A 26,192-nucleotide genomic window follows, 5' to 3' on the forward strand; every position below is an offset into this window, starting at 1 on the left:
CGAAGGGCAGGTGATGGCCGTGGCGGTGGCCGGGAGCCCCCCACAAGGGGTTCGCGGCCACCGCCGGGCCGCGCACAGTGCTTGCTTATCTCATCCGGCGCCTGTTCGCCGTAGTCATCATGGTGCTCGTCGTACTGCTCGCGACCTTCACCATCTTCTTCATGCTGCCCAAGTGGGCGGGTCAGGACGTCGCAGTCCTCTTCGCCGGCAAGGCTTCCGGTGCCGAGCAGCTCGCGGGCATCCGGATCAAACTGGGTCTCGACGACCCCCTTCTCGTCCAGTTCTGGGACTTCGTCAAGGGCATCCCGCTGGGGCGCGACTACGCCAACGGTGACGACGTCACCCACTGCGCCGCACCCTGCTTCGGGTACTCCTTCCGCACGGAGGTTCCGGTCTGGACCACCCTCAAGGACGCCCTGCCCGTCACCGGTGCGCTCGCCGCCGGTGCCTGCGTCCTGTGGCTCCTCGGCGGGGTCGCCACCGGTGTCGTGTCCGCGCTGCGGCGCGGCAGCATCTGGGACCGTGCCGCGATGACCACCGCCCTCGGCGGCGTCTCCCTGCCGATCTTCTTCACCGGCATGGTCGCGATGGGCCTCTTCGTGCACAACCTCGGCTGGGTGCACATCGCCGACAACCTCTCCACGGACGACGGCATCGGCACCTGGTTCCAGACACTGATCCTGCCGTGGATCGTGCTCGCCTTCCTGAACGCCGCGATGTATGCCCGGCTCACCAGAGCCACCATGCTCGAAGTGCTCGGCGAGGACTACATCCGTACCGCCCGCGCCAAGGGTCTGGGCGAGGGCACCGTCATCACCCGGCACGCTCTGCGTTCCGCGATGACCCCGATCCTCACCGTCTTCGGCCTCGACATCGGCGTGCTCCTCGGTGGCGCCGTCCTCACCGAGTCCACGTTCAACCTGCCGGGGCTCGGGCTCGCGGCGGTCCAGGCCATCAGTAACAAGGACCTGCCGGTGATTCTCGGCGTCACCCTGTTCGCGGCTCTCGCGATCGCCGTCGCCAACCTCGTCGTCGACATTCTGTACGCCGTCATCGACCCGCGAGTGAGGCTGGGATGACCGAACTGCACAAGAGTGGTGCCGCGCTGGGCGAACCCGCCCCGGCCGGCTCGCCCGCTCCCACCGCCTTCCTCGAAGTACGCGACCTCAAGGTGCACTTCCCGACCGACGACGGCCTGGTCAAGTCCGTCGACGGGCTCAACTTCCAGCTGGAGAAGGGCAAGACCCTCGGCATCGTCGGCGAGTCCGGCTCCGGCAAGTCCGTCACGTCGCTGGGCATCATGGGCCTGCACACCGCGGGCCAGTACGGAAAGCGCAAGGCGCAGGTCTCCGGCGAGATCTGGCTGGACGGCAAGGAACTGCTGTCCGCGGACCCGGACGAGGTGCGCAAGCTGCGCGGCCGGGACATGGCCATGATCTTCCAGGACCCGCTGTCCGCGCTGCACCCGTACTACACGATCGGCAAGCAGATCGTGGAGGCGTACCGGGTCCACCACGACGTGGACAAGAAGACCGCCCGCAGGCGTGCGATCGAGATGCTCGACCGGGTCGGCATCCCGCAGCCCGACAAGCGGGTCGACAGCTACCCGCACGAGTTCTCCGGCGGGATGCGCCAGCGCGCGATGATCGCCATGTCGCTGGTCAACAACCCCGAGCTGCTGATCGCCGACGAACCGACGACCGCGCTGGACGTGACCGTCCAGGCGCAGATCCTCGACCTGATCAGGGATCTGCAGAAGGAGTTCGGCTCCGCGGTCATCATCATCACCCACGACCTGGGCGTCGTGGCCGAGCTCGCCGACGACCTCCTGGTGATGTACGGCGGGCGCTGCGTCGAGCGCGGACCGGCCGAGAAGGTGTTCTACGAGCCCCGGCACCCCTACACCTGGGGTCTGCTGGGCTCGATGCCGCGCCTCGACCGCGACCAGACCGACCGGCTCATCCCGGTCAAGGGGTCCCCGCCGTCGCTCATCAACATCCCCTCGGGCTGCGCCTTCAACCCGCGCTGCCCGTACGCGGATGTGCCCAAGGACGACGTGACCCGCACCGTTCGGCCCGAGCTGCAGGAGGTCGGCAGCCGGCACTGGGCGGCCTGCCACATGTCGCAGGAGCAGCGGGAGCGTATCTGGACCGAAGAGATTGCGCCCAAGCTGTGAGCGAGGACAAGGCCGTGACGAGCGAGGACAAGGGCGTGGACGTTCCGGCGCAGAGGTCTGCCGGGAGCGGCGCGCCGGTCGAGGACGCCGCCTCCCGCGAGGTGCTGCTCAAGGTGACGGGGCTGCAGAAGCACTTCCCTCTCAAGAAGGGGATGCTGCAGCGCAACGCCGGTGCCGTGAAGGCCGTCGACGGGATCGACTTCGAGGTGCGCTCGGGCGAGACCCTGGGCGTGGTCGGGGAGTCCGGCTGCGGAAAGTCGACGATGGGCCGGCTGGTCACCCGGCTGCTCGAACCCACCGCGGGGAAGATCGAGTTCGAGGGGAGGGACATCACGCACCTCGGCGTCGGTGCCATGCGCCCGATGCGCCGCGACATGCAGATGATCTTCCAGGACCCGTACTCCTCGCTGAACCCCCGGCACACGATCGGCACGATCGTGGGCGCCCCCTTCAAGCTGCAGGGCGTCACGCCCGAGGGCGGCGTCAAGAAGGAGGTGCAGCGGCTGCTGGAGGTCGTGGGCCTCAACCCCGAGCACTACAACCGCTATCCGCACGAGTTCTCCGGCGGCCAGCGCCAGCGCATCGGGATCGCCCGCGCGCTCGCGCTCAACCCCAAGCTGGTCGTGGCGGACGAGCCGGTGTCGGCGCTGGACGTCTCGATCCAGGCGCAGGTCGTGAACCTGCTCGACGACCTCCAGACCGAGCTGGGCCTCACGTACGTGATCATCGCCCATGACCTGTCGGTCGTCCGGCACGTCTCGGACCGGATCGCGGTGATGTACCTCGGCAAGATCGTGGAGCTGGCCGACCGCGAGTCGCTCTACAAGGCGCCGATGCACCCGTACACCAAGGCGCTGCTCTCGGCGGTCCCGATCCCGGACCCGAAGCGCCGTTCGGCCAAGAGCGAGCGCATCCTGCTGAAGGGCGACGTGCCGTCGCCGATCTCGCCGCCCAGCGGCTGCCGATTCCACACCCGGTGCTGGAAGGCCACGGAGGTCTGCAAGACGCAGGAACCGCCGCTGGTCGCGCTGAAGACCGGACACCAGGTGGCCTGCCACCACCCGGAGAACGCACCCGACCAGGTGCCCGGCGAGACGGTGACGGCGGCGGCGCGCGAGGCGATCGAGATCGTCACGGCGGGGAAGCCGGAGCCGGACGGGGCGGCGGAGGACGCCGCCACGGCGGCGGAGCCGGAGTCCGCCGTGGCGGGGAAGCCCGAGGCTGCGGAGACCGCAGAGTCCGCCGTAACGGGGAAGCCCGAGGCCGCGGAGGCCGCGGAGCCCGCCCCGGACGGCGCCACCGGATCGCCCGATACGTCGGAGGGCGGCCCGAAGGGGTAGTACCGGCACAATTGCCCGGTGCTCAACGAACTGTTCACGCCCTCCGTCCAGCATGCGCTCGACATCGCCGGAATCTTCGTCTTCGCGATCTCCGGCGCACTGCTCGCCGTACGCAAGAACTTCGATGTCTTCGGCATCGCGGTACTCGCCGAGGCGACCGCGCTGGGCGGGGGGCTGTTCCGTGACATCGTCATCGGTGCGGTCCCGCCCGCGGCCTTCACGGACCTCGGCTACTTCACCACCCCGCTCCTCGCCGCCGGCATGGTGTTCTTCCTGCATCCGCACGTCGAACGGATCCAGGTCGGCGTCAACGTCTTCGACGCGGCCGGCCTCGGGCTCTTCTGCGTCACGGGCACGGTCAAGGCGTACGCCTACGGTCTCGGCCTCACCGCGTCGGCGGCCCTGGGGCTGGCCACCGCGGTCGGCGGCGGTGTGCTGCGCGACGTGCTGGCCAACGAGGTGCCTTCGCTGCTGCGCTGGGACCGCGACCTGTACGCGGTGCCCGCGATCGTCGGCGCCACGATGATCGTGCTGTGCATCCGCTTCGGCGTGCTCAACGCCTTCACCAGCGGCACCGCGGTGATCCTGACGTTCGTGTTGCGGCTGCTCTCGATGCGCTTCCACTGGCGGGCCCCGCGTGCCTACAACCGACGGTCGGCGACGGCCGAGGAAGGCTCCGCGGCCACCTGACACGGCTTCGCGACCACCTGACACCGCTTCGCGGGCGGGTCGACGGGGTGCGCCGACATCTTTCGGCCACAAAAAAGCTACCGCTCAGTAATATTGTCGGTGTACGGTGCTGCGCATGGCACAGGCAGCAGAGCAGGCGGCGCGTACCGCACAGGCGACCATCGGGGACAGCGAGTTCGACCGCGACACCGCCGTCACCCTTCGAGAAGAAGGCGTCTACGACGCCGAGCTCTCCGCCGGATGGACGATCATCCACGCGGTCAACGGCGGCTATCTGCTCGCCATGCTCGGCCGCGCACTCGGTGAGGCGCTGCCGCACACGGACCCCTTCTCCGTCTCCGCGCACTACCTCACCGCCTCCGTTCCGGGCCCCGCGGTCATCCGCACCCAGACGATCCGCACCGGCCGTACCCTCTCCACCGGCCAGGCCTCCCTCTTCCAGTACGCGCAGGACGGCACCGAGATCGAGCGCATCCGGGTGATCGCCACCTACGGCGATCTGGGCGCGCTGTCCGACGAGGTGCGCACCTCCGCGAAGCCGCCGGCCATCCCGCCGCTGGAGCACTGCCTCGGCCCGGCCGACGGCCCGGCCCCGATCCCCGGCAGCTCCGCCATCACCGAGCGGCTCGACATCAAGCTCGACCCGGCGACGGTCGGCTGGGCCGTCGGCGCCCCCTCCGGCAAGGGCGAGATGCGCGGCTGGTTCGGTCTCGCGGACGGCCGCGACGCCGACCCGCTCTCGCTGCTGCTGACCGTCGACGCACTGCCCCCGACCTCGTTCGAGCTGGGCCTCAAGGGCTGGACGCCGACCATCGAGCTCACCACCCACATCCGCTGCCGCCCCGCCCGGGGCCCGCTGCGCGTCTCCATCACCACCCGCAACCTGGCGGGCGGCTACCTGGAGGAGGACGCGGAAGTCTGGGACAGTGCGGACCGGCTGGTGGCCCAGTCCCGCCAACTGGCGCGGGCACCTCGCGCGTAGGGCCTCTCGTTCGGATCGTGCGGGGCTGATCCGGCCTGATCCAAACGAAGGACCCTGGCCGTACGGGAGCGGGGCGCGGGCGAGCGGAGCCGCGGGGGAAGCTGGTGACGTGAAATCCGACCGGCTGCTCTCGATCCTCCTGCTGCTCCAGACCCGCGGCCGTGTGCCTGCCGGTGAGCTCGCCGAGCGTCTCGAAGTCTCCGTGCGCACCATCTACCGCGACATCGAGGCACTCTCGGCCGCCGGCGTCCCCGTCTACGCCGAGCGGGGGCGGCACGGTGGCATCGCGCTGCTGCCGGGATTCCGCACGGACGTCACCGGGCTCACCGCCGACGAGGCGCGCGCCCTCTTCGTCCTCGCCGCGCAGGGCGCCCATGCCGCGCTCGGTCTCGACGCCGCGCTCGGGTCCGCGCTGCGCAAGGTGATGGCCGCCCTGCCCGCACCGCACCGGCCCGCCGCCGAGCTGACCAGCAGACGCATCCTGGTCGACCCGGTGCGCTGGATGAGCGGCCCGCGCCCGGTCGTGGATGTCGCCGAACTGCACGATGCCGTGTTCGCCGACCGACGGTTGCGGCTGGACTACCGGCACAGCGGTACGCGGACCCCGCGCGCCTACACCGTCGATCCGTACGGCCTCGTCGTGAAGGCGGGCGTCTGGTACCTGGTCGCGGACCGTGACGGGGTGCCGCAACTCTTCAGGGCGGACCGGGTGCGACGGGCCGCTCTCACCGACGACGCGGTCGTGCGCCGGCCCGGGGTGGAGCTCGCGGATCTGTGGGACGCGTTGCGCAAGCAGGTCGAGGAGCGGCCTGGGGGCGTACGGCTGCGGGTGCGGGTACACCGTTCCCGGCTCGATCTGTTCGTACGCCTGCACGCCGGTGCGCTGACCGGGGAGCCGCGGCCCGAGGGGGAAGGGGAGGAAGGGGAGTGGGCGTCGGCCGAGGGACAAGCGGAGTGGGTGCGGGCGGAGTTGGCCGTGGACTCGGTGGAGTGGGCCCGCTCCCTGCTCTCCTTCGGCCCGAACCTCGAAGTGCTCTCCCCGCCGGAGGCGCGGACCGTGCTCACCCGTCACGCGGCGGCGGTCGTGGCGCTGTACGCGGAGGCGGATGAGGCTTTGGGGCCGGCGCCGTGACCGGACACCGATGCGGGGTGGCGGTGAGGTGTGGCCCAGAGGTGATCGGTACGCCGGTCGAGGCCCGTCCGGACGCGGACCCGCCCGTCAGGGCGTCAGGCGGCCTCGCTCAGGACGGTGTCGAGGCGGCCGAGGACATGGGGCCAGCCCCTGCCCATGCCGTCATAGGCCTGCCGGCCCATCGGGGAGTCCAGGTCGAAGCCCGCATGAGTCAGGACGAGACGGGTGCCCTCGCCTTCCGGCCGCAGCTCCCAGGTGATGGTGGTGTCGAGCGTGCCCTCGGCGAACCGGTAGGCCAGCAAACGCTGCTCGTCCACCTCGGTCACCTCGCAGGGCTGGCTGCCGAAGCCACCCATGTCGAGGGTGAAGCGGTGCCCGACGACGGGCTTGACGTCGCCTGCGGCCCACCAGCGGGCGTGGAGATCGGGGTCGGTCAGGGCCTTCCACACCGCTGCCGGAGGGTGGGGCAGGAACTTCTCGCAGCTGATCGTGTTGCTCTCGGTCATGTCTCGTTGTCCTCGTCCAGAAGATCGGACAGCGCCTCCAGGCGCTGCTTCCAGTAGTGCTCGAACGGATGCAGCCACTCGCTCACCTCGGCCAGCCGGGCCGGTTCGAGGTGGTGGAAGCGGTGCCGGCCACGCGGCTCCTCCCGCACCAGTCCGGCGGTACGGAGCACCGCCAGGTGCTCGGAGACCGCGGGCCTCCCGAGCTCGAACATCCCGGCCAGCTCACCGGTGGAGCGGGGTCCTTCACGCAGACTTTCGAGCAGTCTGCGACGCACCGGGTTGGCCAGCACGCTGAACACGTCGGTAGGCATGACACCACTATGCGTCGGGAAAATCCGACGCGTCAAATATTTCCGACGCATCCCTGCCGGGTCGGGGCGTGGCCTGTCGGATGTCGTAGCGGGATCTTCGCCGGCGCAGGCGGTGGGTCGAAGGGCCTCAGGATGCGTCGTCCAGCCAGTGCAGCCTGCCGAGGGTGACGAGTCTCAGTCGGCGGCGGGCCACCTCCGCCACCCGTTGCTCACCGCCCGGCCCCGCGTCCAGTAGGGCCGAGGCCGTGATCACCATGTGGTCGACGTACAGGCCGCCCAGCATCAGCAGATCCTCGTCGTTCCAGCCCCGGGACTGCGGCTCCTCGGCGAGTGCCGCGGCCGCCTCCTCGGCGAAGCGCCGCAGTTGGGCCGCTATGGCCTCGCGGACCGGGCCCACGCCGCCGTGCTGCTCGCGGGCGATGAAGCGGAAGTGCGCGGGCTGTTCGCGGACATGACGCGTGATCAGCCGCACGCTGCGGTCCAGTCGTTCCTCGCTGTCGCCGGTCTCGGCGAGCGTCGCGCCGATCATTCCGTGCAGGCTGCCCAGCGTCTCCTCGACGAGCGCCACGCCGAGTTGGGCGGTGTCGTCGAAGTGTCGGTAGAAGGCGGTGGGCGTGAGTCCGGCGGCCCGGGTCGCCTCGCGCAGTCCCAGGCTGCTGAGGCTCTGGTGCTCCAGGAGTCCGAGCGCGGCGTCCAGGAGTGCCTGGCGGGTTCTCAGCTTCTGGGTCTGACGGATGCCGACGGTGTGACTCATGCCATTCAGTAAACAACTGTTCTCCGGGGCAGGGAAGAGATGTGCGGCGCTAGACTGACAAGTCAGTGAACAGTCGTACTCTCAAGTGCTCGTGGAGAGCCCGCAGAAAGGCTGAACATGGTCATCCTCGTCGCCGCCCTGCTCCTGCTCGGAGTCGTGCTCGGAGCGGTGGTCCAGATTCCGCTCCCGCTCACCTTCGCGCTCGCCGCCGCGATCGGCTGCTGGCTGCTGATCTTCGCCGTGCGGGAGTGGCGGGGTGCGCAGCGCGGGCCCCGCTGACCACCGGTCCGCATTCCCTTCCGACCGCCGATCGCTCGATCACCGATTGATTGCTCGATCACCGATTGATTGAAGGAGCTCGCACCATGACGCTCACCGCATCCGTCCGCCGCGCCGCCGCGAAGCCCGCCACCGCCGCGAAGCCCGCCACCACCACCGGTACCGACATCAGCACCGAGGCCGGTGCCGGGACCCCGTCCGCAGAGCGTGCGGCTCGCACCCGGGACGCCGACGGACTGGCCGTCGCCTCCTTCGTGCTCGGGCTCGTCGGCCTGCTGGTGATGAACATCCTGCTCGGCCCGGCGGCCATCGTCATGGCGGTCGTCGCCCTCGCCCGTTCCACCTCCCGTCGCGGTCGCGCCTTCCTCGGGCTCGCCCTCGGCATCGCCGACCTCGTGGTGCTGGCCTTCCTGGTCACCGGCACCGGCACCGTCTCCTGGAACTTCGCCGGCTGACCGAGGCCGACCGGAACGGCCGACGCGTACGGCCCCGACGCGTACGGCCCCCGGCGCGTACGGCTGAGACGCCCGGCCGTCACGTACGGCTGAGGCGCCCGGCTGAGACGCACAGCCCGCACTCGGCAACCAGCGCCGACGCCCCGCACCGAAGGCCCGGACCGGCGGTCCTTGCGACGCCGTCCCTGACCGGACCGGGCTCCGGACCGGGGCGGGCGATCGAGTGCCCTGTCCGGTGCGCGGGCACCGGGCTGCGATGCGCCCGGCATACGCCCCACCAAGGGCTCGTAGAATCGAGCCCACCATGGCCTACCTCGACCACGCCGCGACCACGCCGATGCTTCCGGAGGCGATCGCGGCGATGACCGCCCAGCTCGCCGTCACCGGTAACGCGTCCTCACTGCACGCCGCCGGGCGCCGGGCCCGCCGCACCGTCGAGGAGTCGAGAGAGACCCTCGCCGACGCCCTCGGCGCACGCCCCAGCGAGGTGGTCTTCACCTCCGGAGGCACCGAGGCAGACAACCTCGCGGTGAAGGGCCTGTACTGGGCCCGCCGCGCCGCCGACCCCCGCCGCATCCGGGTGCTGGCCAGCCCGGTCGAGCACCACGCGGTGCTGGACGCCGTGGACTGGCTCGCCGAACACGAGGGCGCGAACGTCGAATACCTCCCCGTCGATCAGCACGGACGCGTCCACCCCGACGTACTGCGCGAGGCGATCCTGCGCAACCCCGACGATGTCGCGATGGTCACCGTGATGTGGGCCAACAACGAGATCGGCACGATCATGCCGGTACGTGAACTGGCTTCCGTGGCCCGCGAGTTCGACGTACCGATGCATGCCGACGCGGTCCAGGCGTTCGGACAGCTGGAAGTCGACTTCGCCCGCTCCGGGCTGGCCGCGATGACGGTCAGCGCGCACAAGATCGGCGGCCCCTTCGGCATCGGCGCGCTGCTGCTCGGCCGCGCATACACCCCCGTACCCGTGCTTCACGGCGGTGGCCAGGAGCGGCACGTCCGCTCCGGCACGCTCGACGTGCCCGCCATCGCCGCCTTCGCGCTCGCGGGGCGTCTGGCCGCCGACGGACGCGAGGACTTCGCCCGCGAGATCGGCGGCCTTCGCGACGATCTGGTCGCGGCCGTGCTGGCGGCCGTGCCGGACGCCGTCCTCGGCGGCGACCCGGCCCCGGGTGGTCGGCTCCCCGCCAACGCCCACTTCAGCTTCCCCGGCTGCGAGGGCGACTCCTTGCTGCTGCTGCTGGACGCCCAGGGCATCGAGTGCTCCACCGGCTCCGCGTGCACCGCGGGAATCGCCCAGCCGAGCCATGTCCTGCTGGCCACCGGCACCGACCCGGACCTGGCCAGGGGCACCCTGCGCTTCTCGCTCGGCCACACCTCCACCAAGCAGGACATCGACGAGGTGGCCCGTGCGATCGGACCGGCGGTGGAGCGTGCGCGGACGGCGGGGCTCAGCTGAAACCGGGCCCGTCCCGCAGCCGATCCCTCCTCAGGCGCCGGACGGCCTCGGACGCGCCGCCCGGACCAGCTTCAGATAGCGGTCCCAGTCCCAGTGCTTGCCCGGATCGGTGTGATCCGTGCCCGGCACTTCCACATGCCCGATGATGTGCTTGCGGTCCACCGGCATCCCGTACCGCCCGCATATCGCCGCCGTCAGGCGCGCCGACGCCCTGTACATCGCCGCCGTGAAGTCCTGCGGACGGTCCACGAAGCCCTCGTGCTCGATGCCGACGCTGCGTTCGTTGTACGACCTGTTCCCCGCGTGGAACGCCACATCGAGCTCACGGATCATCTGCGTCACATGGCCGTCCTTGCGCACCACGTAGTGCGCCGCCGCCCCGTGCCCCGGGTCCTGGAAGGCCCTCACCGCGCCCCGGTAGCCGCCCTGGGTGACGTGGATGACGACCCGGTCGACCGGATAGTCGGCGGGACGGTCGGCCCGCCGCCAGTTCGCCGGAGACGCCGATATCCATTCGGCCCGCGCGTAGTCCACCTCGCCGGGTGTCCGGGGCTTGTCCACCCCGGGCAGCCGCCACCAGACGTGCTCCAGCTTCTCCCGCGCCAGCGCGGCCGTGCCCACCGCCGTGACGGCGGCGCCGATCAGCAGCCCGCGCCGGCTGATGCCGTGCCCGGACTTCGCCCCCGCGAAACGCTTGGCGCCCGACGTCCCCTTGGTCCCCATGTGATCCACAACGCATATCCGCGAGCGTTCGGTTCCCGGCGCCCCGTACCCTGGTGGAGCTATGACTCAGACTTCCCCGCGCCCCCTCCGTGTGCTCGCCGCCATGTCCGGCGGTGTCGACTCCGCCGTCGCCGCGGCCCGCGCCGCAGAGGCGGGTCACGACGTGACCGGTGTGCACCTCGCCCTCTCCGCGAACCCGCAGTCCTTCCGTACCGGGGCGCGCGGCTGTTGCACGATCGAGGACTCCCGCGACGCGCGCCGCGCCGCGGACGTCATCGGCATCCCGTTCTACGTCTGGGACCTGGCGGAACGCTTCCGCGAGGACGTCGTGGACGACTTCATCGCCGAGTACGAGGCGGGGCGCACCCCCAACCCGTGCCTGCGCTGCAACGAGAAGATCAAGTTTGCCGCGCTGCTCGACAAGGCCCTCGCGCTCGGCTTCGACGCCGTGTGCACCGGCCACTACGCCACGGTCGTCCTGCGCGAGGACGGCGGCCGCGAACTGCACCGTGCCTCCGACATGGCCAAGGACCAGTCGTACGTCCTCGGTGTCCTGGACGAGAAGCAGCTCGCCCACGCGATGTTCCCGCTCGGCGACACCCTCACCACCAAGGACGAGATCCGTGCCGAGGCCGAACGCCGGGGCCTCGCCGTCGCCAAGAAGCCCGACAGCCACGACATCTGCTTCATCGCCGACGGCGACACCCAGGGCTTCCTGGCGAGCCGGCTCGGTACCGCCGAGGGCGACATCGTCGACGAGTCCGGTACGAAGGTCGGCACCCACGAGGGCGCCTTCGGCTTCACCATCGGCCAGCGCAAGGGTCTGCGCATCGGCCACCCCGCCCCGGACGGCAAGCCGCGCTTCGTCCTGGACATCTCCCCGGTGAACAACACGGTGACGGTCGGCCCGGTCGAGTCCCTCGACGTCACCGCGCTCACCGCCATCAGGCCCCGCTGGTGCGGCACCGCCCCGGCCGGCCCCGGCACGTACACCGCCCAGCTCCGCGCCCACGGCGGCGAGACCGAGGTGACGGCGGAACTGATCGACGGCACGCTGAACGTCACCTTCACCGAGCCGGTACGCGGCGTGGCCCCCGGCCAGGCGGTCGTGCTCTACGACGGCACCCGCGTGGTCGGCTCGGCGACGATCGCGACGACGGTGCGGCGCACCGAGGCCGAGGACGAAGCCGCGGTCGGCTGACGGCCGAGGGGGCGGCACCGACCTCGCGGCCGTCATGGGGGCCGCAGGTGTGGATCGTCCGTTCCGTTCTGACCCCACTGTGAAGCCTCGCGTGAGGGGCTTCACACGTTCTGACACCAGGGCAGACGGTCAGGTTGAGTACTCCTTCTCCGTCACCGCAGCTCGGCGCATGAACCTTGCCTCGAACTCGTCGCCGACCGCTGGGGAGGGTGCGCCGTGCCCGCCGACAGGCGAGCACGACGGTGCCGGAATCAGCGAACACCGAGGTCAGGTTGTGTCCCTGCCGGTCATCTCGCACGTGCCCCGCACGGCCACGTCCGACCCCTGTACGGACGTGACCGGGCGGGGTGGATCGTGGGCTCAGGAGGCCTGGTGCGCGTACATGTCGCGGGTGAAGAAATCCGCCAGGACGGGGGCGATCGCCTGGGGCGCCAAGTCGCGCGTCTGGCCCGTCAGGGTGCGGTGGCGTCCGCGCGGGAGGCGTCCGCGAGGGCGCGGGCCGACAGCCGGGCCGGGGTGGCGCTGAAGCCGCCGCAGGCCACCAGGGTGCGCGCCGTGACGGACGCGAGCCGCTCGGCCGGGATCGCGCCGTTGCCGAGCAGCGCGTCGTCGTACGCGAGGGTGTGCGCCATCGACATCAGCTCCCGCCACAGCGGCGCGCTCCGCATCCGGGCGATCATGTCGGCCGGGACCCCCGTCACGGACAGGAACAGCTCCACGGCCCCGGCGCGGTCCCCGGCGGTCAGCAGCCGGTGCAGCCGAGCCGTGCAGCAGGCTTTGAACCGCTCTCCCGAGGCACCGGGGGTGTAGGGCGGCTCGTACACCGCCAGCAGGTCGACCGGGAGCCCGGCGGCCTGTGCCTCCAGGGCCAGCGCCCCGCCGGCCCCCGTGCCGAACAGCGAGGCCCGCCCGCCCACCGCCGCGACGAGCGCGGCCAGGTCCTCGATCTCGCGCTCCACCCGGTACGGCCCGCTGTCGCCGCTGGAGCCGCGGCCGCGTCTGTCGTATGTGATGACGCCGAAGCGCGGCGCGAGGAGCCGCGCCAGGGGGGCCTCGGTCGCCGCCGTGCTCAGAGCCCCGCCGACCAGGATCACCGGCGGTCCTTCACCCCGGCGCCGATACGCGATCAAGGTGCCGTCGCGGGAGAGAATCTTGTCCATGTGAGAGTGGACTGCGGCGCCCGCGAAAACTCATCGCCGGCGCCGAGATTTTTTGAAATTACTCAATTCTCCAGGTCGGAGGCGTGGTTGACGGTCATTCGCTGACGGTCTCGGTGTCGTAGAAGCAGAAGTGGTTCTTGATCGCGGCGACTTCGGGCTTCGGCTCGGGGTAGGCCCAGACGAGATCGGCCGCGTCCGGCAGCGACCAGTAGGAGGCGTCGCCCTTGAACGGGCAGTGGGTGTGGGTGTCCGAGGCCGTGAGCAGCTCCGTGCGGACGTCCTCGGGCGGCAGGTAGTAGCGGGCCGGACAACCCGTCTCGCGCAGTACGAGCGGGCGCCGGCTCTCGGCGAGCACCTGCCCGTCGCGTACCACACGTACATGTTCGGTGCCGGGTTCGACGGTGATGACGTGTCCTCGTGTGGAAGTCATGTCTGGTTCAGCGGTGACGCGGGCCGTTTTCTTCCCCGCAGGCCGGTTTTCCACCCGCCCTCGGGGCTGTCAGTGGTGGCCTTTACGGTTGCTGCATGAATATCTGCGTTTTCCTCTCCGCCGCCGACCTCGACGACCGCTACACCCAGCCGGCCCGCGAATTCGCCGAACTGATCGGCCGGGGCGGACACACGCTGGTCTGGGGTGGGTCGGAGAGCGGCCTGATGAAGGTCGTCGCCGACGGGGTGCAGGCAGCGGGCGGACGGCTGGTCGGGGTGTCGGTCGACTTCCTGGCCGCCAAGGCCCGGAGCAACGCGGACGAGATGGTGATCGCGCGCGATCTCGCCGAGCGCAAGGCGCTGCTCCTGGAGAAGGCGGACGCGGTCGTGATCATGGTGGGCGGTACCGGGACGCTCGACGAGGCGACCGAGATCCTGGAGCTGAAGAAGCACGGCAAGCACGACAAGCCGGTCGTCCTGCTCAACACGGCGGGCTTCTACGACGGGCTGCGTCAGCAGTTCCAGCGGATGGAGGACGAGGGCTTCCTGCCCCTTCCGCTGACCGACCTGGTGTTCTTCGCGAAGGACGGTGTGGGCGCCCTGGCCTACCTGGAGGAGTGGTCCGGCCTGCGGTGACGCGATGACGGGTGAGATCATGGCGGGATGTCCACTCATGTCATCACCGGCGCCGGCTCCGGCATCGGCGCAGCCGTCACCCGTCGTCTACTGGAGCGCGGTGACGAGACCGTGCTGCTGGCCCGTGACGCCGGCCGCGCGAAGGAGCTGGCCGCGCTCCACCCCGGCGCCCGTACGCTCGTCGGTGACCTCTCCAACCCGGACCGGCTCTCCTGGGCGTTCGCCCAGCAGGCGATGCCGGAGCGGGTCGACTCGCTGCTGAACGTCGCGGGCGTCGTCGAGCTCGGCAAGGTCGGTGACCTCACGCCCAAGGCGTGGCATTTCCAGCTCAACGCCAACCTGGTCGCACCCGCCGAGCTGACCAGGCTCTTCCTGCCGCAACTGCGCGTCGCCCAGGGCCATGTGCTCTTCGTGAACTCGGGTGCCGGCCTCGCCGCGCACGCCGAGTGGAGCGCGTACGCCGCGAGCAAGCACGGCCTGAAGGCGCTCGCCGACTCGCTGCGCCAGGAGGAGCACGCGAACGGCGTCCGGGTGACCTCCGTCTACCCGGGGCGCACCGCCAGCCCCATGCAGGCCAAGGCCCACCAGCAGGAGGGCAAGGAGTACGACCCCTCCCGCTGGATCGACCCGCAGTCGGTGGCCACCACGATCCTGATGGCCATCGACCTCCCGCGCGACGCCGAGGTCAACGACCTCACGGTGCGCCCCGGGCGCTGACCGCCACCGCCGACCGGACGGGCCGGGCACGGCCTTAGGCTTCCCGTGTGAGCGAGAACAGCAAGTTCAGCGGGTGCCCGGCCAGCGGAATCGGTTCCATGCCCGGGGGAGACGCGCGGGAGGCGGCGAAGACCGTCATCGGGTCCTTCGGGGACGGCGAGGGGCTGCCGCATCTGGCGGAACTGCCGGCCCGCGGGCCCGGTGCGGACATGATCGGGCGGACCATCGGGCTCCTCGTCGACCTGTACGGGCATGTCGAGCCCAGCGGCTGGCGGATCAGCGACCGGCCCGGACGCGACACCCGCCGGGCCAGGTCGTGGCTCGGCGAGGACCTCGACGCGCTGGAGGAGTTCACCCAGGGCTACGAGGGTCCGCTCAAGGTCCAGGCCGTCGGGCCCTGGACCCTGGCCGCCGCGCTGGAACGGCGGGGCGGCCAGGCCGCGCTCGGGGACCCGGGGGCGTGCCGGGACCTGGCGGGCTCACTGGCCGAGGGGCTCCGCGCCCACCTCGCAGAGGTACGGCGCAGGGTGCCCGGCGCCGAGGTGATCCTCCAGCTCGACGAGCCGTCACTGACCGCCGTACTGCGCGGACGGGTCAGGACGGCGAGCGGGTACCGCACCCACCGGGCCGTCGACCGCCAGGTCGTGGAGGGCACCCTGCGTGATGTCCTGGCCGCGGGCGGGGACGGGGCGACGGTCGTGCACACCTGCGCGCCCGAGGTGCCGTTCGGGCTGTTGCGCCGGGCGGGGGTCGACGGCATCTCCTTCGACTTCTCGTTGCTCACCGAGCGTGAGGAGGATGCGATCGGGGAAGCGGTCGAGGGCGGCACGCAACTCTTCCTCGGGGTGGTGCCGGGCACCGACCCGGCCTCGGGCGCATTGTCGGACCCGGGAGGTAGCGTCATGGGTGTCAGGACGCTGTGGCGCAGGCTGGGGCTGAATCCGGGGATTCTGACGGAGTCCGTGGTGATCACCCCTTCATGCGGGCTCGCGGGTGCCTCGCCCACGTACGCGCGCGCCGCGCTCGCCCACTGCGTCCGGGCCGCGAGATCGCTCGCAGACAACCCTGAGTAACGGGGCAACGGGTAACGGGAGGACGAGACGATGGCCGGCGAACAGCAGATGGCAGTGCCCGCACAGGCCCGGGAGCAGCACGCGCTCCTGGCCGAGCAGATCGAGGAGCACCGCTTCCGGTACTACGTGAACGACCAGCCGGTCGTGAGCGATGCCGAGTTCGACCGGCTGATGCGTGAGCTGGAGGCCTTGGAGGAGACGTATCCGCAGCTGCGCACGCCGGATTCGCCGACGCAGAAGGTCGCGGGGCCGTACCAGACGGAGTTCACCTCCGTCGAGCACCGCGAGCGGATGCTCTCACTGGACAACGCGTTCAACGACATCGAGTTGGCGTCCTGGGGCGAACGGATCGCCAAGGACGTCGGCACCACCGACTACCACTTCCTGTGCGAGCTGAAGGTCGACGGTCTCGCGGTCAACCTCACCTACGAGCACGGGCGGCTGACCCGGGCCGCGACCCGTGGCGACGGCCGCACCGGCGAGGACATCACCCCCAATGTCCGCACGATCGCCGAGATCCCGCACCGGCTGAAGGGCGACCGCGTTCCGGCGCTGGTCGAGATCCGCGGCGAGGTCTTCTTCCCGATGGAGGCCTTCGAGGAGCTCAACGCCCGGCTCGTCGAGGCCGACGACAAGCCCTTCGCCAATCCGCGCAACGCGGCGGCCGGTTCGCTGCGGCAGAAGGACCCGAAGGTCACGGCCACCCGCCCGCTGCACATGGTGGTGCACGGCATCGGCGCCCGCGAGGGCTTCGACATCGGCTGCCTCTCGCACGCCTACGAGCTGCTGCACGAGTGGGGTCTGCCCACCGCCAAGCACAACAAGGTGGTCGCCTCGCTGGACGAGGTGCGGGAGTTCATCGCGTACTTCGGCGAGAACCGGCACTCCGTGGAGCACGAGATCGACGGCGTCGTCGTCAAGCTCGACGAGATCCCGCTCCAGGGCCGGCTGGGTTCCACCTCGCGCGCGCCGCGCTGGGCGATCGCGTGGAAGTACCCGCCGGAGGAGGTCAACACCAAGCTGGTCAACATCCGGGTCGGCGTCGGACGCACCGGCCGGGTCACGCCGTACGCGCAGGTCGAGCCGGTCGAGGTGGCGGGCTCCGAGGTCGAGTTCGCCACCCTGCACAACCAGAACGTGGTGAAGGCGAAGGGCGTCCTGATCGGGGACACGGTGGTGCTCCGCAAGGCCGGCGATGTGATTCCGGAGATCCTCGGCCCGGTCGTCGATCTGCGCGACGGCACCGAGCGGGCGTTCGTGATGCCGACGCACTGCCCCGAGTGCGACACGGAACTGCGGCCCATGAAGGAGGCCGACATCGACGTCCGCTGCCCCAACGCGCGTTCCTGTCCCGCGCAGTTGCGCGAGCGCCTCGCCTATCTCGCCGGTCGTAAGAGCCTCGACATCGACCACTTCGGCTATGTCGCGGCAGCGGCTCTGACGAAGCCGTTGGAGCCCGCCGAGCCGCCGCTGCGTGACGAGGGTGATCTCTTCGGGCTGACCGTCGAGCAGCTCCTGCCGATCCGGGCCTATGTCCTGGACCAGGACAGCGGGTTGCCCAAGCGCGATCCGAAGACCGGCGAGGAGAAGACCGCGTGGGTCTTCGCCAACCAGCAGGGCGAGCCGAAGAAGAACGCCCTCGCCATGCTCGACGCCATCGACGCGGCCAAGGACGCCCCGCTCGCCCGCATTCTCACCGGGCTCTCCATCCGCCATGTGGGCCCCGTCGCGGCCCAGGAGCTGGCCCGCCAGTTCCGCTCCATCGACCGGATCGACGAGGCGACCGAACAGGAGCTGGTCGATGCCGACGGGGTCGGCTCCATCGTCGCCGCCTCGGTGAAGCAGTGGTTCGCGGAGGACTGGCATCGGGAGATCCTGCGCAAGTGGCGGGAGGCCGGAGTCCGGATGGAGGACGAGGGGGCGGGGGACGACGTGGGCCAGCGCCCGCTCGAAGGCCTCACCGTCGTCGTCACCGGCACGCTGTCCGGCCACACCAGGGACGGCGCGAAGGACGCGCTCCAGAGCCGAGGGGCGAAGGTGACGGGATCCGTCTCGAAGAAGACTTCCTTCGTGGTCGTCGGTGACAACCCCGGTTCGAAGTACGACAAGGCGATGCAGTTGAAGGTGCCCGTGCTGGACGAGGGCGGCTTCGCCGTGCTGCTCGAAGAGGGGCCGGACGCGGCGCGCGCCGCGGCCGTGCCTATCGGGGAACCTGCGGAATAGGACAGATCCCTGACCGAAAATAGGCGGAATATGGCGGGATCTTCGCGGGAGAATTGACGCAATGGGACAGATCCCCGTCCAAGAACCCCGCATCGGCATCGATCAGTGGGTAAACAGTGAACAAGACCGCACAGAAAGGGTGTAGGGGGACGGACAGGGGCAGGGGTCGTCGCCGGGAGGTCGGGTTCACCCGATCGGCGCATAGCAGATGCTGACGGACGGTTGGTTCGCATTCGGGCAAGAGCTGTAGAGCGCTGCCCGTAAAAGCCTTCCGCGGCCTACTGTTGAGGGATGCACCTGCCATGCCCGGCCGCGGGATGGGAAATCGGGTCGTGGTGGCATGGAGCTGAACCATCAGGTGACATCGGCACCGCCGGCTGTGAGAGGGACGGAATGAAACCGACCGAGAGCGCCGCACCGGTGTCGCGGCTGCAAGGTTTCGTCGGCCTCACGCCCAAAGTGGGTGCCGTCGTCGTGGTGATCGCCGTTGTTCAGCTCACGACCGGTTTCTACCGGACCGTGAGCGAGGGACGCGCGCTCTTCCCCGACGGCAGGGCCGGGTGGTCCCTGGCCGTCCTCACGGGAATCGTCGTCGGCCATCTGGTCGCGCTCGGACGCGACCGATGGTGGGGCGGCACCGGTTCCGGGGCCGCCCTCACTCTCGCCGTGCTGCTCCTCTATGGCTGGGTACCCGCCGGTCTGGTCAGCCTGGTCGTAGTCGTCCTCGTCGGCGCGGCCCGCAGACACCGCTGGTGGCAGGGGCTGCTGCACGGCGCCGTGGACATCCTGGGGATAGGCGCGGCGGCCCTGGTGCTCGCCGCGTTCGGCGACGTCCAGACCGTCGAATCGCCCTGGCGGCCACTCGACTGGGGCATCGCCGCCGTCCCCGAGGTCCTTCTGGCCGCCTCCACCTATCTTCTGGTCACCCGGGTCCTGCTGTGGTATGCGCGGGCACCCCAGAACGGCGGGCTGCCCACCATCGCCCGCACCGCGCTGCTGCGCCAGAGCCTCGTCGCGGTCGCCCTCCTCGGAATCGCACCGCTGATCTGCGTGGTGGCGATGGCCATGCCCGTACTCCTGCCGCTCTTCGCGGTCCCTCTGATCGCCCTGGACTCCACCCTCTGGATAGCCCGCGCGCGAGCCGAGGAGCAGTTGCGCGACCCCCTGACCGGACTGCCCAACCGGCAGTGGCTGCTGGAACGCACCTGGACGGCCCTGGAGGACGCCGAGTCCGTCGGCGCCAGATCCGCTCTCGTCCTGATCGACCTCGACCGGTTCCGTGCGGTCAACGACACCCTCGGGCATCTGGCGGGGGACCGGCTGCTGCTGCAGATAGCGGAACGTCTGCGACTGGCGCTCCCGCGGGGAGCGGAGGCCGCGCGGCTCGGCGGCGACGAATTCGCGGTGCTCCTGCCGGCCGCGGGCTCCACCACCAGTGCCCAGCGGGTCGCCCGCCACCTCGTTGCCGAGTTGTCCTCCCCGCTGGACCTGGACGGTCTGACCCTGGTGCTGGAGGCCAGCGCCGGGGTCGCCGTCTACCCGGACCACGCGCTGGACGCCGAAGGCCTGCTCCGGCGCGCGGACGTGGCGATGTACCAGGCCAAGCGCGACCGTACGGGGGTCGAGGTGTACGAGTCGAAGCGGGACAGCAACACCCCGGATCGGCTCGGACTGCTCGGTGATCTGCGGCGCGCGCTGGACGCCGGCGAGGTGGAGCTCCACTACCAGCCGAAGGTCCGCTTCGACGGACAGGTGGCCGGCCTCGAAGCGCTGGTCCGCTGGGTGCATCCGGAGCGCGGGCGGGTCCCTCCGGACGAGTTCATCGCCATCGCGGAGTCGTCCGGCCTGATGCCGCACCTGACGGAGTACGTCCTGGAGACGGCGCTGGCCCAGGTCGCCCGGTGGCGGGCGCAGGGGCTGTTCGTCCCGGTCGCGGTCAACGTCTCCCCGCGCGACGTGCACACGCCCGGATTCGCGGGCGGTGTGGCGGCCCGGCTCGCCCGGCACGGCGTCCCGGCCGGGGCACTGCAGCTGGAAATAACGGAACACGTGCTGCTGGAGGACCCCCAGCGCGCCGCCGACACCCTCGCAGGACTGACCGGGCACGGCGTGAAGATGTCCCTCGACGACTTCGGCACGGGGTACTCCTCGCTGGTCCATCTGCGTCGGCTGCCGGTCAGCGAGCTGAAGATCGACCGGTCGTTCGTGGCCCGACTGGCCGTGGACAACGAGGACGCGGAGATCGTCCGCTGCACCATCGACCTCGCCCACTCGCTCGGCCTGCTGGTCGTCGCGGAGGGGGTCGAGGACGACGAGACCTGGGAGCGGCTGCGGGATCTGCGGTGCGATGCGGTGCAGGGGTGGCTGGTCGCCGCGGCCATGCCGCCGCAGGAGGCGACGGCCTGGCTGCGGGCGCGGGGCGAGCACGGATGGCGACGGCCCGCGGAACTGGCCGCCGCCGCCGCCGCGGCAGCGGCAGCCGCGGGCGCGACGCCCGAGCTGGAGCAACGGGCGTCCGGACGGGCGGTCGAGTCGAGGCCCGCGACGACGTGAGCGGTGCGCCGGCCCGGCGCCCGACCGCTCACCGGGCGCGAGGCGGCCACGCCGTGAACGCGGGACGCCGGCCAGGCGCCGAACCGCTCACCGGGCGCGAGGCGGCGACGCCGTGAACGCGGGCGCACGGGAGCACGCGGTCGGTGAGTACACGGTCCGGGGGCCGCGTGCCGAGGCGCCCGGCGGCCGTCGTGCCGCCTGACATCGGGCAGACCCGAATCCGGCGTCCGACCAGGGCGTTCGCCCCGTGGCGGGAGCGGTCGCGGCCGACACCATAGGATTGGGCCAAAACCACACACCAACCCCTGAGGATCGCTGCATGCCTGGCATCACGCGCGAGGAGGTCGCCCACCTCGCCCGGCTGGCGCGTCTGGAGCTGAAGGGCGAAGAGCTCGATCACTTCGCCGGTCAGCTCGACGACATCATCGGCGCGGTCGCCCGCGTCTCCGAGGTCGCCGACCAAGACGTACCGCCGACCTCCCACCCGCTGCCGCTGACCAACGTCATGCGCGCGGACGAGGTCCGTCCGTCGCTCACCCCCGAGCAGGCGCTCTCCGGCGCCCCGGCCCAGGAGCAGCAGCGTTTCAAGGTGCCGCAGATCCTGGGGGAGGACTAAAAGCCATGACGGACAACAGCACCATCATCAAGCTCACCGCGGCCGAGATCGCCGAGAAGATCGCGTCCGGCGAGCTCACGGCCGTCCAGGTCACCGAGGCCCACCTGGCCCGGATCGACGCGGTCGACGAGAAGGTCCACGCCTTCCTGTACATCGACCGGGAGGGCGCTCTCGCGCAGGCCCGTGCCGTCGACGCGAAGAAGGCGGCCGGCGAGAAGCTGGGCCCGCTGGCCGGTGTCCCGCTCGCGCTGAAGGACATCTTCACCACGGAGGGCATGCCCACCACGGTCGGTTCCAAGATCCTCGAAGGCTGGATCCCGCCGTACGACGCGACCCTCACCAAGCGGCTGAAGGCCGCCGACGTCGTGATCCTCGGCAAGACCAACATGGACGAGTTCGCCATGGGGTCCTCCACCGAGAACAGCGCCTACGGCCCCACCGGCAACCCGTGGGACCTCACTCGGATCCCGGGCGGCTCCGGCGGCGGCTCCTCGGCCGCGCTCGCGTCGTACGAGGCCCCGCTCGCCATCGGCACGGACACCGGCGGTTCCATCCGCCAGCCCGCCGCCGTCACCGGCACGGTCGGTGTCAAGCCCACCTACGGCGGCGTCTCCCGCTACGGCATGGTGGCGTTCTCCAGCTCCCTGGACCAGGGCGGCCCCTGCGCCCGTACCGTTCTGGACGCGGCCCTGCTGCACGAGGTGATCGCCGGGCACGACCCGATGGACTCGACGTCCATCGACGCCCCGGTCCCGCCGGTCGTCGAAGCCGCCCGCAACGGCAGCGTCGACGGCATGCGCGTCGGTGTCGTCAAGCAGTTCGCGGGCGAGGGCTACCAGGCCGGTGTCGTCCAGCGCTTCAACGAGTCGGTCGAGCTGCTGAAGTCGCTCGGTGCCACGATCGTCGAGCTGGACTGCCCCTCCTTCGACCTGGCCCTGTCGGCGTACTACCTGATCGCGCCGTCCGAGTGCTCGTCCAACCTGGCCCGCTTCGACGCGATGCGTTACGGCCTGCGGGTCGGCGACGACGGCACGAGGTCCGCCGAGGACGTCACCGCGCTCACCCGTGAGGCCGGCTTCGGCGACGAGGTCAAGCGCCGCGTCATCCTCGGTACGTACGCGCTCAGCTCCGGCTACTACGACGCGTACTACGGCTCGGCGCAGAAGGTCCGCACCCTCATCACCCAGGACTTCGAGAAGGCCTTCGAGCAGGTTGACGTCATCGTCTCGCCGACGACGCCCACCACCGCCTTCCCGATCGGCGAGCGCGCCGACGACCCGATGGCGATGTATCTCGCGGACCTGTGCACCATTCCGACCAACCTCGCCGGGAACTCCGCCATGTCGCTGCCCTGCGGCCTGGCCCCGGAGGACGGCCTGCCGGTCGGACTGCAGATCATCGCCCCCGCCATGAAGGACGACCGTCTCTACAAGGTCGGAGCCGCCGTCGAGGCCGCCTTCGTGGAAAAGTGGGGACACCCGCTGCTGGAGGAGGCTCCGTCACTGTGAGTGCACTGACCAAGGCCAAGGGCTTCAAGAAGTCCAAGACCGGTACGTACCTGTCCATCGGCACCACCGCCTTCGGAGCGCTGGGCGTCATCAAGCAGGCCAGGAAGGCCCGCTTCGAGCACGACACGCTCCAACTGATCGACGCCGTTGTCTCCGCCGCCGCCATCGCCACCGGTCTCGCCCTGCTGCTGCGCGAACTCAAGCGCCTCGGCGATGACGACGTACTGCTGGGCTGAGAGGGAAGTTTCACCGTGACTGTCACCGACCTGGTGTCGTACGAGGACGCGCTCGCGTCCTACGACCCCGTCATGGGCCTGGAGGTCCATGTCGAGCTCGGCACCAAGACCAAGATGTTCTGCGGCTGCTCGACCGAGCTCAAGCAGGACGCCAACTCCCAGACCTGCCCGGTCTGTCTCGGCCTGCCCGGCGCGCTGCCGGTCGTCAACGAGATCGGCGTCGAGTCCGCCGTCAAGATCGGTCTCGCGCTGAACTGCGAGATCGCCGAGTGGTGCCGCTTCGCCCGGAAGAACTACTTCTATCCGGACATGCCGAAGAACTTCCAGACCTCCCAGTACGACGAGCCGATCGCCTACAACGGTTATCTGGACGTCCAGTTGGAGGACGGGGAGATCTTCCGGGTGCAGATCGAGCGTGCCCACATGGAGGAGGACACCGGCAAGTCGACCCACGTCGGCGGTGCCACCGGCCGTATCCAGGGCGCGTCCCACTCCCTGCTCGACTACAACCGCGCGGGCATCCCGCTCATCGAGATCGTCACCAAGCCGATCGAGGGAGCGGGCGCGCGCGCACCCGAGGTCGCCAAGGCGTACGTCGCCGAGCTCCGCGAGCTGATCAAGGCGCTCGGTGTCTCCGAGGCCCGGATGGAAATGGGCCAGATGCGCTGCGACGTCAACCTGTCGCTGCGCCCCAACGGCACCGAGACGTTCGGTACGCGCTCCGAGACGAAGAACGTGAACTCGCTGCGTTCCGTCGAGCGCGCCGCCCGCTTCGAGATCCAGCGCCACGCCGCGGTGCTGAACTCGGGCGGCACGGTCGTGCAGGAGACCCGGCACTTCCACGAGGAGGACGGCTCGACCACGGCCGGCCGCATCAAGGACAACGCCGAGGACTACCGCTACTTCCCCGAGCCCGACCTGGTGCCGGTCGCCCCGGCCCGCGAGTGGGTCGAGGAGCTCCGGGGCGGCCTCCCCGAACTGCCGCGGCTGCGTCGCAACCGGCTGAAGGAGGAGTGGGGCGTCTCCGAGCACGACATGCAGTCCATCCTCAACGCGGGCGCGGTCGACCTGATCGTCGCCACGACCGACGCGGGCGCCCCCTCGGACCAGGCCCGCAAGTGGTGGATGGGCGAGCTAGCCCGTAACGCCAACGAGACCGGCCGCGGCCTCGACGAGCTGCCGATCACCCCGGTGCAGGTCGCCAGGGTGGCCGAGCTCGTCACCTCGGGCGATCTCAACGACAAGCTGGCACGCCAGGTGATCGAGGGCGTCCTCGCGGGCGAGGGCGACCCGGACACCGTCGTCGAGAAGCGCGGCCTGAAGGTCGTCTCCGACGAGGGCGCGCTGGGCGCTGCCGTGGACGAGGCCATCGCCGCCAACGCGGCCATCGCGGACAAGATCCGCGGCGGCAAGGTCGCGGCCGCGGGCGCGCTCGTCGGCGCGGTGATGAAGGCCACCCGCGGTCAGGCCGACGCGGCCCGGGTGCGTGAGCTGATCCTGGAGAAGCTCGGCGTCGAGGGCTGACCCCGGCCCCTGCGCGGGCGGCTTCCGCACGTCCCTGAAGGGGCGGTGCATCCGTGGGACGGGTGCGCCGTCCCTTCACCCGTCCAGAGAGTCCCCGGTCCGCTGAACACCGTCACCGCAGAGATCGTCTCCGTCGTGCTCCTGCTCGGCGTACTGGCCTTCGCCGTCGTACGGCCCCGGGGGCTGCCGGAGGCGATCGTCGCCGTACCCGCGGCCGTGCTGGTGATCGTGGCCGGTGCGGTCCCCTGGTCCCAGGCCCGTGATCAGGTGGGCAGCCTGCTGCCGGTCGTCGGCTTCCTCGCGGCGATCCTGGTGCTGGCCCAGCTCTGCGCGGACGAGGGGCTGTTCACGGCCGCCGGGGATCTGGTCGCACGGGCCTGCGGCGGCCGGACCGGCCCGCTGCTCGGCGGCGTCTTCGTCGTCGCCTCGGTGATCACCGCCGTGCTCAGCCTGGACGCCACGGTGGTCCTGCTGACCCCCGTCGTCCTCGCCACCGCGGCCCGCGTCGGTGCCCGACCCCGCCCGTACGTCTACGCCTGTGCGCACCTGGCCAACTCGGCGTCCCTGCTGCTGCCCGTCTCCAATCTCACCAATCTCCTGGCGTTCACCGCGAGCGGCCTCTCCTTCACCCGCTTCGCCGCGCTCATGGCCCTGCCGTGGTCGGCCGCCATCGCCGTCGAGTACGTCGTCTTCCGCCGGGTCTTCGCCGCCGACCTGGCAGCCGGCGCGTATCCGCCGAAGCCGCAGGAGGAGCGTCCTGACGTCCCCGTCTTCACACTCGTCGTCCTCGCCCTGACCCTGGGCGGTTTCGTCGTCACCTCGTTCGTGGGTGTGGAACCGCTGTGGGCGGCGCTGGCCGGTGCCGGGGTGCTGGCGGTCCGCGCGCTGGTGCGGCGCGAGACAACCGCGAGGGGCCTCGTCCGCTCCGCCAACCCGCTGTTCTGCCTGTTCGTGCTCGCACTGGGCGTCGTGGTCGAGGCCGTGGTCGACAACGGCCTCGGCGCCGGGATCGAAACCTTCCTGCCGGACGGCTCGTCACTTCCCGCCCTGCTGGCGGTGGCCGCGGTGGCGGCCGTGCTCGCCAACCTGATCAACAACCTGCCCGCGATCCTCGCTCTGCTCCCGGTCGTCGCGGCGGCCGGTCCCGGACCGGTCCTCGCCGCCCTGATCGGGGTGAACCTCGGCCCGAACCTCACCTACGTCGGCTCGCTCGCCACCCTGCTCTGGCGCCGCATCCTGCACAGCCACGGCGCCGCGCCCGACCTCGGCCACTTCACCCGGCTCGGGCTGCTGACCGTACCAGCGACCCTGGGCGTGTCGATCCTCGCGCTGTGGGGCGCGCTGCGGCTGATCGGGGTGTGACCCGGCCCGGGGAGCGCGGTTGGACTTTCCCGGCCGACCTGTTGGACGTTCACCATGGAGCCGTACGAAATCCTTCCCGGCGCCACCTGGCTTGATTAGTTTCCCGGCTGTACGACAGGACTCGGGAGGTTC

Annotated in this window: 25 protein-coding genes and 1 pseudogene; 20 read left to right on the forward strand and 6 right to left on the reverse strand. The window is 70.6% G+C overall.

All coding sequences use genetic code 11. The annotated features are described in order from the left end of the window. The first annotated feature begins 77 nt into the window (after nt 1–77). The 6 genes from ABZ826_RS33025 to ABZ826_RS33050 all read left to right on the forward strand — a co-directional run bounded on the left by ABZ826_RS33025 (nt 78) and on the right by ABZ826_RS33050 (nt 6,320). A complete protein-coding gene (locus ABZ826_RS33025; RefSeq protein ID WP_361456718.1) occupies nt 78–1,079 on the forward strand; it encodes an ABC transporter permease in 1,002 nt (333 codons plus the stop codon). Beyond that, entirely contained in the window at nt 1,076–2,176 is a 1,101-nt protein-coding gene (locus tag ABZ826_RS33030) for an ABC transporter ATP-binding protein (protein ID WP_361456721.1), read from the forward strand. The genes ABZ826_RS33025 and ABZ826_RS33030 overlap by 4 nt, the downstream gene beginning before the upstream one ends. 35 nt (nt 2,177–2,211) lie before the next feature. Further along, nucleotides 2,212–3,516: a dipeptide ABC transporter ATP-binding protein gene (locus ABZ826_RS33035; protein WP_361456796.1), complete on the forward strand. Its 1,305-nt coding sequence runs from the start codon at nt 2,212–2,214 to the stop codon at nt 3,514–3,516. An 18-nt stretch (nt 3,517–3,534) separates the two neighbouring features. Beyond that, the gene (locus tag ABZ826_RS33040) at nt 3,535–4,206 is read left to right on the forward strand and encodes a trimeric intracellular cation channel family protein (RefSeq protein WP_361456724.1); all 672 of its coding nucleotides are present in this window, start codon (nt 3,535–3,537) and stop codon (nt 4,204–4,206) included. Between the two features lie 115 nt (nt 4,207–4,321). Further along, complete coding sequence (locus ABZ826_RS33045; RefSeq protein ID WP_361456727.1) at nt 4,322–5,188, forward strand: thioesterase family protein; 867 nt, start codon at nt 4,322–4,324, stop codon at nt 5,186–5,188. Nucleotides 5,189–5,297: 109 nt separating this feature from the next. After that, the gene (locus ABZ826_RS33050) at nt 5,298–6,320 is read left to right on the forward strand and encodes a YafY family protein (protein ID WP_361456730.1); all 1,023 of its coding nucleotides are present in this window, start codon (nt 5,298–5,300) and stop codon (nt 6,318–6,320) included. A 95-nt stretch (nt 6,321–6,415) separates the two neighbouring features. Here ABZ826_RS33050 and ABZ826_RS33055 read toward each other — a convergent pair whose 3' ends face one another. The 3 genes from ABZ826_RS33055 to ABZ826_RS33065 all read right to left on the reverse strand — a co-directional run bounded on the left by ABZ826_RS33055 (nt 6,416) and on the right by ABZ826_RS33065 (nt 7,891). Then, entirely contained in the window at nt 6,416–6,826 is a 411-nt protein-coding gene (locus ABZ826_RS33055; RefSeq protein ID WP_361456733.1) for an SRPBCC domain-containing protein, read from the reverse strand. Continuing rightward, nucleotides 6,823–7,137, reverse strand: coding sequence for a metalloregulator ArsR/SmtB family transcription factor (locus tag ABZ826_RS33060; RefSeq protein WP_361456736.1), 315 nt, complete (start codon nt 7,135–7,137; stop codon nt 6,823–6,825). The genes ABZ826_RS33055 and ABZ826_RS33060 overlap by 4 nt, the downstream gene beginning before the upstream one ends. Nucleotides 7,138–7,264: 127 nt before the next feature. Then, a complete protein-coding gene (locus ABZ826_RS33065; RefSeq protein ID WP_361456739.1) occupies nt 7,265–7,891 on the reverse strand; it encodes a TetR family transcriptional regulator in 627 nt (208 codons plus the stop codon). Nucleotides 7,892–8,008: 117 nt separating this feature from the next. Here ABZ826_RS33065 and ABZ826_RS33070 point away from each other — a divergent pair, with 117 nt between their 5' ends. From ABZ826_RS33070 to ABZ826_RS33080, 3 genes are all read left to right on the forward strand, one after another. Beyond that, nucleotides 8,009–8,170: a hypothetical protein gene (locus ABZ826_RS33070; protein ID WP_361456742.1), complete on the forward strand. Its 162-nt coding sequence runs from the start codon at nt 8,009–8,011 to the stop codon at nt 8,168–8,170. Between the two features lie 86 nt (nt 8,171–8,256). Continuing rightward, nucleotides 8,257–8,625: a DUF4190 domain-containing protein gene (locus ABZ826_RS33075; protein WP_361456745.1), complete on the forward strand. Its 369-nt coding sequence runs from the start codon at nt 8,257–8,259 to the stop codon at nt 8,623–8,625. Between the two features lie 304 nt (nt 8,626–8,929). Next, nucleotides 8,930–10,099: a cysteine desulfurase family protein gene (locus ABZ826_RS33080; protein ID WP_361456748.1), complete on the forward strand. Its 1,170-nt coding sequence runs from the start codon at nt 8,930–8,932 to the stop codon at nt 10,097–10,099. A gap of 30 nt (nt 10,100–10,129) precedes the next feature. Here the strand turns inward: ABZ826_RS33080 and ABZ826_RS33085 are convergent, their stop codons facing one another. Then, nucleotides 10,130–10,822: an N-acetylmuramoyl-L-alanine amidase gene (locus tag ABZ826_RS33085; RefSeq protein ID WP_361456751.1), complete on the reverse strand. Its 693-nt coding sequence runs from the start codon at nt 10,820–10,822 to the stop codon at nt 10,130–10,132. Nucleotides 10,823–10,883: 61 nt separating this feature from the next. Here ABZ826_RS33085 and mnmA point away from each other — a divergent pair, with 61 nt between their 5' ends. Then, on the forward strand, nt 10,884–12,023 hold the full coding sequence (mnmA, locus tag ABZ826_RS33090) for a tRNA 2-thiouridine(34) synthase MnmA (RefSeq protein ID WP_361456754.1): 1,140 nt from the start codon (nt 10,884–10,886) through the stop codon (nt 12,021–12,023). A gap of 360 nt (nt 12,024–12,383) precedes the next feature. Here the strand turns inward: mnmA and ABZ826_RS33095 are convergent. Together ABZ826_RS33095 and ABZ826_RS33100 are read right to left on the reverse strand one after the other, a co-directional pair. After that, nucleotides 12,384–13,183, reverse strand: a pseudogene (locus ABZ826_RS33095) (alpha/beta hydrolase). A 94-nt stretch (nt 13,184–13,277) separates the two neighbouring features. After that, nucleotides 13,278–13,613, reverse strand: a complete 336-nt coding sequence (locus tag ABZ826_RS33100) for a DUF427 domain-containing protein (protein WP_361456757.1) — start codon at nt 13,611–13,613, stop codon at nt 13,278–13,280. Between the two features lie 95 nt (nt 13,614–13,708). Here ABZ826_RS33100 and ABZ826_RS33105 point away from each other — a divergent pair, with 95 nt between their 5' ends. From ABZ826_RS33105 to ABZ826_RS33150, 10 genes are all read left to right on the forward strand, one after another. Beyond that, nucleotides 13,709–14,248, forward strand: a complete 540-nt coding sequence (locus ABZ826_RS33105) for a TIGR00730 family Rossman fold protein (protein ID WP_361456760.1) — start codon at nt 13,709–13,711, stop codon at nt 14,246–14,248. A gap of 27 nt (nt 14,249–14,275) precedes the next feature. Then, entirely contained in the window at nt 14,276–14,965 is a 690-nt protein-coding gene (locus ABZ826_RS33110) for an SDR family oxidoreductase (RefSeq protein ID WP_361456763.1), read from the forward strand. A 47-nt stretch (nt 14,966–15,012) separates the two neighbouring features. Continuing rightward, nucleotides 15,013–16,038, forward strand: coding sequence for a methionine synthase (locus ABZ826_RS33115; RefSeq protein ID WP_361456766.1), 1,026 nt, complete (start codon nt 15,013–15,015; stop codon nt 16,036–16,038). A 30-nt stretch (nt 16,039–16,068) separates the two neighbouring features. Next, nucleotides 16,069–18,261 carry an NAD-dependent DNA ligase LigA gene (ligA, locus tag ABZ826_RS33120; protein WP_361456769.1) on the forward strand — a complete coding sequence of 731 codons (2,193 nt, stop codon included), beginning with the start codon at nt 16,069–16,071 and terminating at the stop codon, nt 18,259–18,261. Between the two features lie 393 nt (nt 18,262–18,654). After that, complete coding sequence (locus ABZ826_RS33125; RefSeq protein WP_361456772.1) at nt 18,655–20,814, forward strand: bifunctional diguanylate cyclase/phosphodiesterase; 2,160 nt, start codon at nt 18,655–18,657, stop codon at nt 20,812–20,814. 319 nt (nt 20,815–21,133) lie between these two features. Next, on the forward strand, nt 21,134–21,430 hold the full coding sequence (gene gatC / locus ABZ826_RS33130) for an Asp-tRNA(Asn)/Glu-tRNA(Gln) amidotransferase subunit GatC (RefSeq protein ID WP_015036350.1): 297 nt from the start codon (nt 21,134–21,136) through the stop codon (nt 21,428–21,430). A gap of 5 nt (nt 21,431–21,435) precedes the next feature. Next, complete coding sequence (gene gatA, locus ABZ826_RS33135; RefSeq protein ID WP_361456775.1) at nt 21,436–22,938, forward strand: Asp-tRNA(Asn)/Glu-tRNA(Gln) amidotransferase subunit GatA; 1,503 nt, start codon at nt 21,436–21,438, stop codon at nt 22,936–22,938. Next, nucleotides 22,935–23,174: a hypothetical protein gene (locus ABZ826_RS33140; protein WP_361456778.1), complete on the forward strand. Its 240-nt coding sequence runs from the start codon at nt 22,935–22,937 to the stop codon at nt 23,172–23,174. Before gatA ends, ABZ826_RS33140 begins: the two co-directional genes overlap by 4 nt. Nucleotides 23,175–23,189: 15 nt before the next feature. Continuing rightward, a complete protein-coding gene (gatB, locus tag ABZ826_RS33145; RefSeq protein WP_361456781.1) occupies nt 23,190–24,698 on the forward strand; it encodes an Asp-tRNA(Asn)/Glu-tRNA(Gln) amidotransferase subunit GatB in 1,509 nt (502 codons plus the stop codon). 102 nt (nt 24,699–24,800) lie between these two features. Beyond that, on the forward strand, nt 24,801–26,060 hold the full coding sequence (locus tag ABZ826_RS33150) for an SLC13 family permease (RefSeq protein ID WP_361456799.1): 1,260 nt from the start codon (nt 24,801–24,803) through the stop codon (nt 26,058–26,060). The last annotated feature ends 132 nt before the right edge of the window (nt 26,061–26,192 follow it).

The organism is Streptomyces sp. NPDC047515 (genome assembly GCF_040643055.1).
Classification (GTDB): domain Bacteria; phylum Actinomycetota; class Actinomycetes; order Streptomycetales; family Streptomycetaceae; genus Streptomyces.

Bases quoted from the DNA above. Each gene is read 5' to 3' on its own strand.
- ABZ826_RS33070 (WP_361456742.1), top strand. From the start codon at position 8,009: ATGGTCATCCTCGTCGCCGCCCTGCTCCTGCTCGGAGTCGTGCTCGGA.
- ABZ826_RS33105 (WP_361456760.1), top strand. From the start codon at position 13,709: ATGAATATCTGCGTTTTCCTCTCCGCCGCCGACCTCGACGACCGCTAC.
- ABZ826_RS33085 (WP_361456751.1), bottom strand. From the start codon at position 10,822: ATGGGGACCAAGGGGACGTCGGGCGCCAAGCGTTTCGCGGGGGCGAAG.
- gatA (WP_361456775.1), top strand. From the start codon at position 21,436: ATGACGGACAACAGCACCATCATCAAGCTCACCGCGGCCGAGATCGCC.
- ABZ826_RS33075 (WP_361456745.1), top strand. From the start codon at position 8,257: ATGACGCTCACCGCATCCGTCCGCCGCGCCGCCGCGAAGCCCGCCACC.
- mnmA (WP_361456754.1), top strand. From the start codon at position 10,884: ATGACTCAGACTTCCCCGCGCCCCCTCCGTGTGCTCGCCGCCATGTCC.
- ABZ826_RS33080 (WP_361456748.1), top strand. From the start codon at position 8,930: ATGGCCTACCTCGACCACGCCGCGACCACGCCGATGCTTCCGGAGGCG.
- ABZ826_RS33065 (WP_361456739.1), bottom strand. From the start codon at position 7,891: ATGAGTCACACCGTCGGCATCCGTCAGACCCAGAAGCTGAGAACCCGC.
- ABZ826_RS33125 (WP_361456772.1), top strand. From the start codon at position 18,655: ATGAAACCGACCGAGAGCGCCGCACCGGTGTCGCGGCTGCAAGGTTTC.
- ABZ826_RS33055 (WP_361456733.1), bottom strand. From the start codon at position 6,826: ATGACCGAGAGCAACACGATCAGCTGCGAGAAGTTCCTGCCCCACCCT.
- ligA (WP_361456769.1), top strand. From the start codon at position 16,069: ATGGCCGGCGAACAGCAGATGGCAGTGCCCGCACAGGCCCGGGAGCAG.
- ABZ826_RS33030 (WP_361456721.1), top strand. From the start codon at position 1,076: ATGACCGAACTGCACAAGAGTGGTGCCGCGCTGGGCGAACCCGCCCCG.
- ABZ826_RS33045 (WP_361456727.1), top strand. From the start codon at position 4,322: ATGGCACAGGCAGCAGAGCAGGCGGCGCGTACCGCACAGGCGACCATC.
- ABZ826_RS33100 (WP_361456757.1), bottom strand. From the start codon at position 13,613: ATGACTTCCACACGAGGACACGTCATCACCGTCGAACCCGGCACCGAA.
- ABZ826_RS33110 (WP_361456763.1), top strand. From the start codon at position 14,276: ATGTCCACTCATGTCATCACCGGCGCCGGCTCCGGCATCGGCGCAGCC.
- gatC (WP_015036350.1), top strand. From the start codon at position 21,134: ATGCCTGGCATCACGCGCGAGGAGGTCGCCCACCTCGCCCGGCTGGCG.
- ABZ826_RS33060 (WP_361456736.1), bottom strand. From the start codon at position 7,137: ATGCCTACCGACGTGTTCAGCGTGCTGGCCAACCCGGTGCGTCGCAGA.